This is a genomic window from Candidatus Nitrosotalea sp. FS (assembly GCF_011319475.1).
Taxonomy (GTDB): Archaea; Thermoproteota; Nitrososphaeria; order Nitrososphaerales; family Nitrosopumilaceae; genus Nitrosotalea.
The window spans coordinates 1-761 of record NZ_RCMC01000273.1; the positions used below are offsets into that span (position 1 = coordinate 1).

The following is a 761-nucleotide window of genomic DNA, read 5'->3' on the forward strand; positions in this document are numbered from 1 at the left end:
TTTAGAAATTCATCTAGTATTGCATCAGATATCTGGTCGCAGATCTTGTCTGGATGACCCTCTGTAACTGATTCTGAAGTAAAAAGATAGCTTCTAGGAGAGGCCATGATAAAATTTCCTATAACTCATTTTCTAATTTTATGAAAAGAACGTTATTTCCTCGTACTATGACTCGGCCATAGTTTGCGATGATTTTTCCATTGCTTATCTCTTCTGCATCTGTCATGATCAAATTCATGTAAGAATCTACGTTGTTCATCTTGCCCTTGTATTCAATTTCACTTTTTAGTCGGACTGTAACTTTTTTGTTAATGCCTTTTTGAAGTGTTGTTAAAGGTCTTTTTGGAGTTGCTGCTTGTGACATCACAAATCACTTGTCACCACTGCTTGAAATAGGGAATAAAAGCGTTCCCGATCATCGTTTATACTCTACTATTTGTGATAATTTCTAGATTGGAATTGGTTTCCACTGGTCTTTTGGGACTNGAATAAAAGCCTTCCCGATCATCGTTTATACTCTGTGATCTGTGATAATTCTTTGATTACAATTGATTTCCACTGGTCTTTTGGGACTTGATGATCTTTTGGGTGGTGGCGTAAGACATGGTACGATAATCGATATTTTTGGACCGGGTGGAAGTGGAAAGACACAACTTGCCATGCAAATTTCTCTAAATTCGCTACGAGATGGAACAGTTCTATACCAAGATGCCACTGGTGGATTTAGACCCGAAAGGATGTTGCAGCTAATCAAGCTGCAA

At 37.9% G+C, this 761-nt stretch carries 3 protein-coding genes; 1 reads left to right on the forward strand and 2 read right to left on the reverse strand.

The annotated features are described in order from the left end of the window. Both DYY66_RS10940 and DYY66_RS10945 read right to left on the reverse strand, forming a co-directional pair. Window positions 1-107: S-adenosylmethionine synthetase N-terminal domain-containing protein (locus DYY66_RS10940; RefSeq protein ID WP_166289282.1), on the reverse strand; the 107-nt coding region annotated here is incomplete at its 3' end. 11 nt (window positions 108-118) lie between these two features. After that, window positions 119-364, reverse strand: a complete 246-nt coding sequence (locus DYY66_RS10945) for a U6 snRNA-associated Sm-like protein LSm6 (RefSeq protein ID WP_101477943.1) — start codon at window positions 362-364, stop codon at window positions 119-121. 184 nt (window positions 365-548) lie between these two features. Here DYY66_RS10945 and DYY66_RS10950 point away from each other — a divergent pair. Further along, the coding region (locus DYY66_RS10950; protein ID WP_304515764.1) for an ATPase domain-containing protein at window positions 549-761 on the forward strand (213 nt) is incomplete at its 3' end.